7 protein-coding genes are annotated in these 6,127 nt (G+C 72.7%); all 7 read right to left on the bottom strand.

Features of this window, described 5'->3' with window-relative positions:
• Positions 1-87 precede the first annotated feature (87 nt).
• Complete coding sequence (locus tag ACZ6EM_RS13295) at positions 88-387, bottom strand: hypothetical protein (protein ID WP_359899434.1); 300 nt, start codon at positions 385-387, stop codon at positions 88-90.
• Positions 380-829 carry a YbaB/EbfC family nucleoid-associated protein gene (locus tag ACZ6EM_RS13290; RefSeq protein WP_359899436.1) on the bottom strand — a complete coding sequence of 150 codons (450 nt, stop codon included), beginning with the start codon at positions 827-829 and terminating at the stop codon, positions 380-382. Before ACZ6EM_RS13290 ends, ACZ6EM_RS13295 begins: the two co-directional genes overlap by 8 nt.
• Before the next feature lie 141 nt (positions 830-970).
• Positions 971-3,298 carry a hypothetical protein gene (locus ACZ6EM_RS13285; protein ID WP_465772386.1) on the bottom strand — a complete coding sequence of 776 codons (2,328 nt, stop codon included), beginning with the start codon at positions 3,296-3,298 and terminating at the stop codon, positions 971-973.
• Positions 3,299-3,390: 92 nt separating this feature from the next.
• A complete protein-coding gene (locus ACZ6EM_RS13280) occupies positions 3,391-3,759 on the bottom strand; it encodes a hypothetical protein (RefSeq protein ID WP_401052724.1) in 369 nt (122 codons plus the stop codon).
• A 24-nt stretch (positions 3,760-3,783) separates the two neighbouring features.
• Positions 3,784-4,092, bottom strand: coding sequence for a WXG100 family type VII secretion target (locus ACZ6EM_RS13275; protein WP_401052727.1), 309 nt, complete (start codon positions 4,090-4,092; stop codon positions 3,784-3,786).
• Between the two features lie 32 nt (positions 4,093-4,124).
• Positions 4,125-4,451: a hypothetical protein gene (locus ACZ6EM_RS13270; RefSeq protein ID WP_359899443.1), complete on the bottom strand. Its 327-nt coding sequence runs from the start codon at positions 4,449-4,451 to the stop codon at positions 4,125-4,127.
• A gap of 75 nt (positions 4,452-4,526) precedes the next feature.
• Positions 4,527-6,068, bottom strand: coding sequence for a type VII secretion protein EccB (gene eccB, locus ACZ6EM_RS13265; protein ID WP_452177825.1), 1,542 nt, complete (start codon positions 6,066-6,068; stop codon positions 4,527-4,529).
• Positions 6,069-6,127: the final 59 nt, after the last annotated feature.

Genomic DNA, 6,127 nt, shown 5'->3' with positions numbered 1-6,127 from the left:
ACGAGCGGGGAGGGGGGTGCCCGGCGGCGGAGGTCCGACGGACCGGTGGGGCCCGCGCCCGGGCACGGCGGCGGGCCGGAGGCCGCGTCAGGCGTTCTTGGCGTCCTGGTCGGCGTCGTTGAGGATGTTGGAGGTGTTCGTCCCGCCCCTCCCGGCGCTCTCGACCGTCTTCCGCACCTTCTTGAACAGCGCCGTGATCGACGTGGTGGGCTCGTCGACGTTGTCGTGGTACGTCGTGCCGATCTCGTCGTTGCCGGCCGAGTTCTTGTTGTACGCGTTGATCTCCCCGGTCTTGACCTCGAACTCCTGGAAGAGGTCGGACAGTTCGGGGTACTTGGAGAACTTGTCGGTCAGGTCCGACAGCGCGGTCAGCCTCGGCTTAGCCACGGAACTCCTCCTGCCGGTCGCGCTTGCGCCGCTCCTCGGCCGCAGCCGCGTCGGCGAACCCGGGCCGCATCTGCCGCAGCGGGGCGAAGAGGTCGTCCAGTTCGGTGCCGCCGGTCATCGAGGCCGCCAGGGTCTCGCCGAGGCCGCTGAACCCGCTCATCGTCTCGGCCACCCGGTCGCCCATGTCGGCCCGCGCGGTGTTGAGCACGTCGATGAGGGCCTTGGACAGCTCGCCCGGGGCCATCGAGCGGTAGGCGGTGGTGTGGAAGGTCAGCGACACCACCTGCCCCTGCGCTCCGACCACGGCGGTGACCAGCCGGTCCTTGGAGGTCACCGAGGCGGTCGCCGTCTCCAGCTCCTTGGCCGCCGCGGCCATCCTGGCCTGCTGTTCCCCCAGCGCGGCCATCGCCTGCTCGATCTGTGCGGTGAACGGGAACTCCACGCCCGCACCTCCCTCTCTTCCCGAGGGTGCGTCCCGGGCCCGGAGGTGTCGGGCCCGGGACGCACCGGTCCATGGGGTCGTACGGTCCTCTCTACGGCTGCGCCCGCCCGCCCGGTTCGACTCCGGCCGAGAGCGCCCCGATCAGCGGCCGATGACGCCCGTCACCGCACCGGAGTCGGTGCCCCAGACCTCCTCGTCCTCGGACAGCCAGGTGGTGCGCTGGCGCTCCTTGTCGCCCTGGCCGCCGGCGGCCCCGGCGCCGGCACCGGCACCCATCGGCGGCATCATCGGGCCGCTCATGCCGCCGGCGCCGCCGGTGGTCGAGATGCCCCGTCCCATCAGCTGGGACTCCTCGGCGGCGGCAGTCGCGGCCCGTCCCGCGGCGGAGCGGCCGGCCTGCGCCTCGGCGGCGAGTTCGGCGGCCTTGGCCGGGTCGAGCATCGCCGCCGTCCTGCCGCCGATGCCGATGGTCGGCGGGCCGGACGCACCGATGCCGCCGATGCCACCGCGGCCGCCCGAGCCGCCGAACGACTGGCCCGCCAGGTCCGAGCCACCCTTGAACGAGGTGGTGATGCCACCCGTCCCCGTCCCGGTGGAGATCCCGCCGAACGACGGCAGCCCGGTCCAGTTGCCCCCGGTGGAGATCCCCCCGCCGGGGTAGCTGACGCCGGTGCCGGGGCGGCCGGCGATGATGGCGTGCGCCTGGTCGTTCATCAGCTGCTCGAACTGGGAGACCGGCCTGCCGTCCGACCCCCGGACGATGCCGTCCTTGTCGATCGTGTCGTCCTTGCCGAGCACGACCGTGTTGCCGTTGGCGTCCTTCAGCAGGTTGCCGTCCGGGCCGGTGACGGTGCCGTCGTCGTTCCGCTTGGAACCGACCGGCACCTTGAACGCGCCCCCGCCGGTCGTGTTGTCGGTGCCCGGCACGGTCGTCGGCTTGCTGACCGTCGTCCCCGGGGGAACCATGATCGGCTTGCCGTCCTTGTCGAGCACCGGCTTGCCGTCCGGGCCGATCACCTCGCCCTTGCCGTTGACGGTGCTGCCGGGCGGCACGGTGATCGGCTTGCCGTCCTTGCCGAGGAGCGGCTTTCCCTTTCCGTCCAGCAGCGTCGACTGGCCGCCGCCACCGGGGCCCTTGTTGCCACCGATGCCGCCGGGGTTCCCGGGCACCGTCGTGGGCGGTGGAGGCGGGATCTTGCCCGTGCCGGAGCCGCCCCCGGGTCCCTTCTTGTCCTTGTTGTCACCGATCCCGCCGATCCCGCCGATCCCGCCGGTGCCGCCACCGCCCGCACCGCCGCCCGCACCGCCGTCACCCGCGCCGCCGCCGCCGGTACCGGGCGGCGGCTTGGGGCCCTCCTGGGTCGGCGGCTTGTCGGCCGGCAGCCACTTCTGCGGGGGTTCGAGCTTCTGGAGGACGGCGGCGGCGTGCGCGTACGCCGTCTTGAAGGTGGCCATCACCTCGGTCGCCTGCTTGTCCAGGACGATCTCGATCCACGAGGTCCAGATCTTCTTGGAGATCTCGTCGATCCACGCCTTCAGGGCTTCCTTGTCGTCCGGCGACGGGGCCGCTCCGGTGGCCGTGAATTTGAAGGTGCGCGTTCCGTCGCCGTTCGTGGTCATCGTCGGCGTCACGTAGGCCGTGGCCGCGCCGAAGGCCGAGTGGACGCACTCGGACGGCCAGGAGAACGACGCCCCCTTGCCGTCCTCGTCCAGGTCGTCGTTCTTGAGGGCCCACTTCGTCCCCGCCTCAAGTCGGTCCTTCGGGACCGCCCGCCAGGCGGCGTAGCCGCTGTACAGCCCCTTGTACGCGGCGCGCAGCGCCTCCCCGGTCTCGCGCAGGCACTTCGCCTTGGCGTCGGCGTCGTCGCCGAGCTCGACGTGCACCTGGATGAGCTGGTTCCGCAGCCCGATGAGGACTTCCTTGAACCGGCCCGCCGCGCTGCCCTGGAACTCGCTGCCGGCGCCCTCGACGCTGTCGGCCCAGCCCTGGACTTTCCCCTGCTGTTCCTTGACCCAGGTGTTGACGGCCGAGATGACCGTCGCCGCCTGATCGAACGTCGCGGCATTGGTGCGGTCGTTGAAGCCGCCGCCCCAGATCAGCGGGCCGAGGATGTTGTCCGCGGCGTGCCCGAAGTGCCCGAGCGGGGTATCGGTGTCGCCGGCGGGCGGCTGGAGCTGCCAGAAGTTCCAGTCGACCGTGACGCCGACGATGGTGCTCCTCTCGTAGACGTCGCCGTCGGCCTTCGGATAGACCCACTCGGCCCACATGTCGAAGCCGGCCTGGCCCTTGTCCTTGTCGTACGGCTTCAGTGCGTCGTTCGTCGACTTGAGGGTGCTGCTGACCTGGATCCCGGTGATCCACGGTTTGCCGATGACGGCGTCCCGGCTCGTGATCGAGCTCTGGGTCGAGGCCGCGAACGCCGCCAGGCCGTCTTCCCACGGATAGTGCTTCGGTGCTGTTTCTGCCATGACTTCCTCCCGGAGGCACACGGGGCGGAGCGGGAACGGAACGGGTGCCGGCCCGGTCGTCGGACGGACGATCCGCCCGACGACCGGGGGGCTCAGCCGGTGCTGGTCGGGGGCTTGGAAGTGCCGCCGCCCAGGACGTCCTTGAAGAGCTCCATCGTCTCCGCCTCCGTCAGGCTGTGGTCCTCGCCGTCCGCGAACATGACGCCGGCCATCTCCAGATCCAGCTTGGTGTGCTTGGCGTCGGTCTGGATCGTGGTCAGTGCGTCCTTCACACTGCCCATGAAGGCGTCGACGCCCGTCTTCAGCGTCTGGATCTCCACCACACTGGTGTTGCCCGGCAGCACGGGCGGACAGTTCTGCACCGTGGTCGCCTCCGTGCCGAGGTCGATCCGGAAGGTCTCCAGATTCCCGGCGAACGCCTTGAGGCCGCTGGTCGAGACCTTGATCGTGCTGTCACCCATGGGGGACCGCCTCCGCCCTCTCGACTAGCCGAACTGCTTTCGCGCGTTCTGGTCGGCCTCGTTCATGATGTGGTGCATGTTGGTGAGCTTCCCGCCGGCGGCGATGATGTCCTGGTTCATCTGTCCGGCGTTGGCCGTCACGGCCTGCTTGAACTCCGTGAAGGCGTCGGCCGCGGCACCCTGGAAGTTTCCGCTCTCGGTCAGGGAGTTGAGCTTGCGCTCCACCTCCCACAGGGCGTCGTCCATCAGCTGGCCCGCCTGGCCCAGCTCGCTCGCCGCCTGGGCGACGGTCTCGTGGTGGAGCTGGATGCTCCCGAAGTTGTCCATCGACATGAGCTCGTTCCTTTCCTCTCCGTGGCGCGCCGTCAGGCGCCGTTCAGCGCGTCGACGATGCCGTCGGCGGCGTGCAGCCGGGCCTCTTCCTCGGCGTGGCTGAGGACCTGGTCGGCGACCTTGGTGGACTCCGCGAAGCGCTCGAACGCGCCGATGACCGTGTGGTAGCGGGTCATCCAGTCCTCGACCTTCTGCTGGAAGGTCGAGCTGGCCCCGGAGATGTATCCGCTGGCCAGTTCCTGCTTGATCCGCTCGACCGTGCGGCCGGCGGTGATCATGCCCTCGATCTGCTGCTCGATGTCGGACAGCGCCTTGCGGATCGCCTCGTCCTGTTTGTTCAAGTTCGCCGGCGTGCTCACCAGGTGCTCCTTTCTCTCCGCGCGCCGGTCGCGCGCGGCTCTGATCGACTCAACGGGACCGCCGCGACCGGCGGTTCAGCCGCACGTCGCCGTCGTGGCGGCGGGCCCGGCGGCGTCGAGCGCAACGCCCGCGACGGGCACGCCGGCGGTTCCGGGAACCCCTGCGGTGACCGCCGCGACGGTGGGCGCGGACGAGGCCGCGGCGTCCGCCAGGGCCGCCGGGTCGAGGCCCGGGCCGGCCGGCAGCAGGGCCACCACCGCGGCCGGGACGGCGACCGGCGTCGCGCCGCCGTAACCGAGCTGCTTGACGACCGCCGCCGAGGGCAGCGGGTAGCGCACCCCGGCCTCGGTGACCAGGTACTCGGTGCCACCGGCGCCGGCGCCCGACAGGGCGCGCACCAGGGCGCCGCGCCCCGGCCGGACGGCGATCCGATCGGCGACGGTGCAGGCCGCGCCCGCCGTGCCGCTCGCCGGACCGGCCGGGGCCGCCGGGGGGCGGCCCTCGTAGGCCCGGCCGGCGGGCAGCACGGTGACGGCGGTGGTCGGGGCGCCGGCGCCGGTGTGCAGGTCCGCGCAGACGCCCTCGCCGTGCAGCGGGGCGACCAGCGTCGGCGGCGCCTCCGGGAGCCCCGGGGGCGGCGGTCCGCCGGGCGCGGTGTGCCCGGCGAGGTCCAGGGCGCCGATCGGCGCGGGCGCCGGGGCCGCGCTGCCGTACGCCTCCTTCTGGGTGCGCGGGTCACCGAGCAGCAGGGCGTACAGGGTCGGGGTGAGCGGGGCGAGGCCGTCCTTGGTGAGCAGGTAGTGCGCGCCGCCGGGGGCCTCGAAGAGCTGGCCGATCCGGGTCGGCTTCCCGCCCAGCGCCGGGCCCGCCTCGCCGCGCCGGGCGACGGCGGGCGCCGCGAGGTCGGGCCCGGCCGGCAGCGCGTTCAGCACCCCGGCCGGCACCGGGAACGGCGTCGCACCGCCGTAGCCGAGCGCCTGGAGCGCCTGGTTGGCGGTGTCGACGCGCAGCCGCTGGCCCTGCCAGAGCAGATGCGTCGAGCCGTCCGGGGCGGCGACCAGCAGACCCTGGCCGGGCGCCAGCGCCCGCCCCTCGGCCGCCGGGTCCACCAGCAGGGCGAGCTTCGGTACCGGGGTGCCGGTCGGGCCGGGCTGGGCGGTGGCGCAGACCAGCCAGGTGCCGCCCGCCAGGTCGGCGGCCGGCGGCAGCCCGTCCGGGGCGCCGACGATCCCGACCGGGGCGCCGCGCGGCGCGTCCGCGATCGACGCCCGGCTCACCTGCCGCACCGTCATCTGCTCACCGGCCAGCAGCCTGGCGCTGGTGTCGTTCAGCACCGGGTGCAGCTGCCCGCCGATGGACAGGTACCGGGCACCGGTCTCCTCGACCACCACCAGCGTGCCGGGCTTGGCCCAGCCGTCACCGCCACCGGGCCGGATCACCCCGTACACCGTGACGCCCAGCCCGATCAGCACCCCCACCGCCAGGCCCGTCATGGTGCCCCGGGTGGTACGCCCGGTGGGGGTGTCCGGCGCGTCGGGCTCCGCCCGCAGCATGCCCGAGGCCAGCCTGCTCATCACGAACAGGTGTGCCTGCACCTGGTCGCGTCGGGACTGCATCCAGTTCCTCCCCGGTTCCTCACGGACGCACCCGCTGCTTCGCGGCCGCACCGCTGCGC

Source organism: Kitasatospora sp. NPDC041917 (assembly GCF_055589745.1).
This window is presented reverse-complemented; position numbering and strand designations above follow the sequence as displayed.

Excerpts from the sequence above, each read along its gene's own strand:
- ACZ6EM_RS13285 (WP_465772386.1), bottom strand. The coding sequence starts at position 3,298 with ATGGCAGAAACAGCACCGAAGCACTATCCGTGGGAAGACGGCCTGGCG.
- ACZ6EM_RS13280 (WP_401052724.1), bottom strand. The coding sequence starts at position 3,759 with ATGGGTGACAGCACGATCAAGGTCTCGACCAGCGGCCTCAAGGCGTTC.
- ACZ6EM_RS13275 (WP_401052727.1), bottom strand. The coding sequence starts at position 4,092 with ATGTCGATGGACAACTTCGGGAGCATCCAGCTCCACCACGAGACCGTC.
- eccB (WP_452177825.1), bottom strand. The coding sequence starts at position 6,068 with ATGCAGTCCCGACGCGACCAGGTGCAGGCACACCTGTTCGTGATGAGC.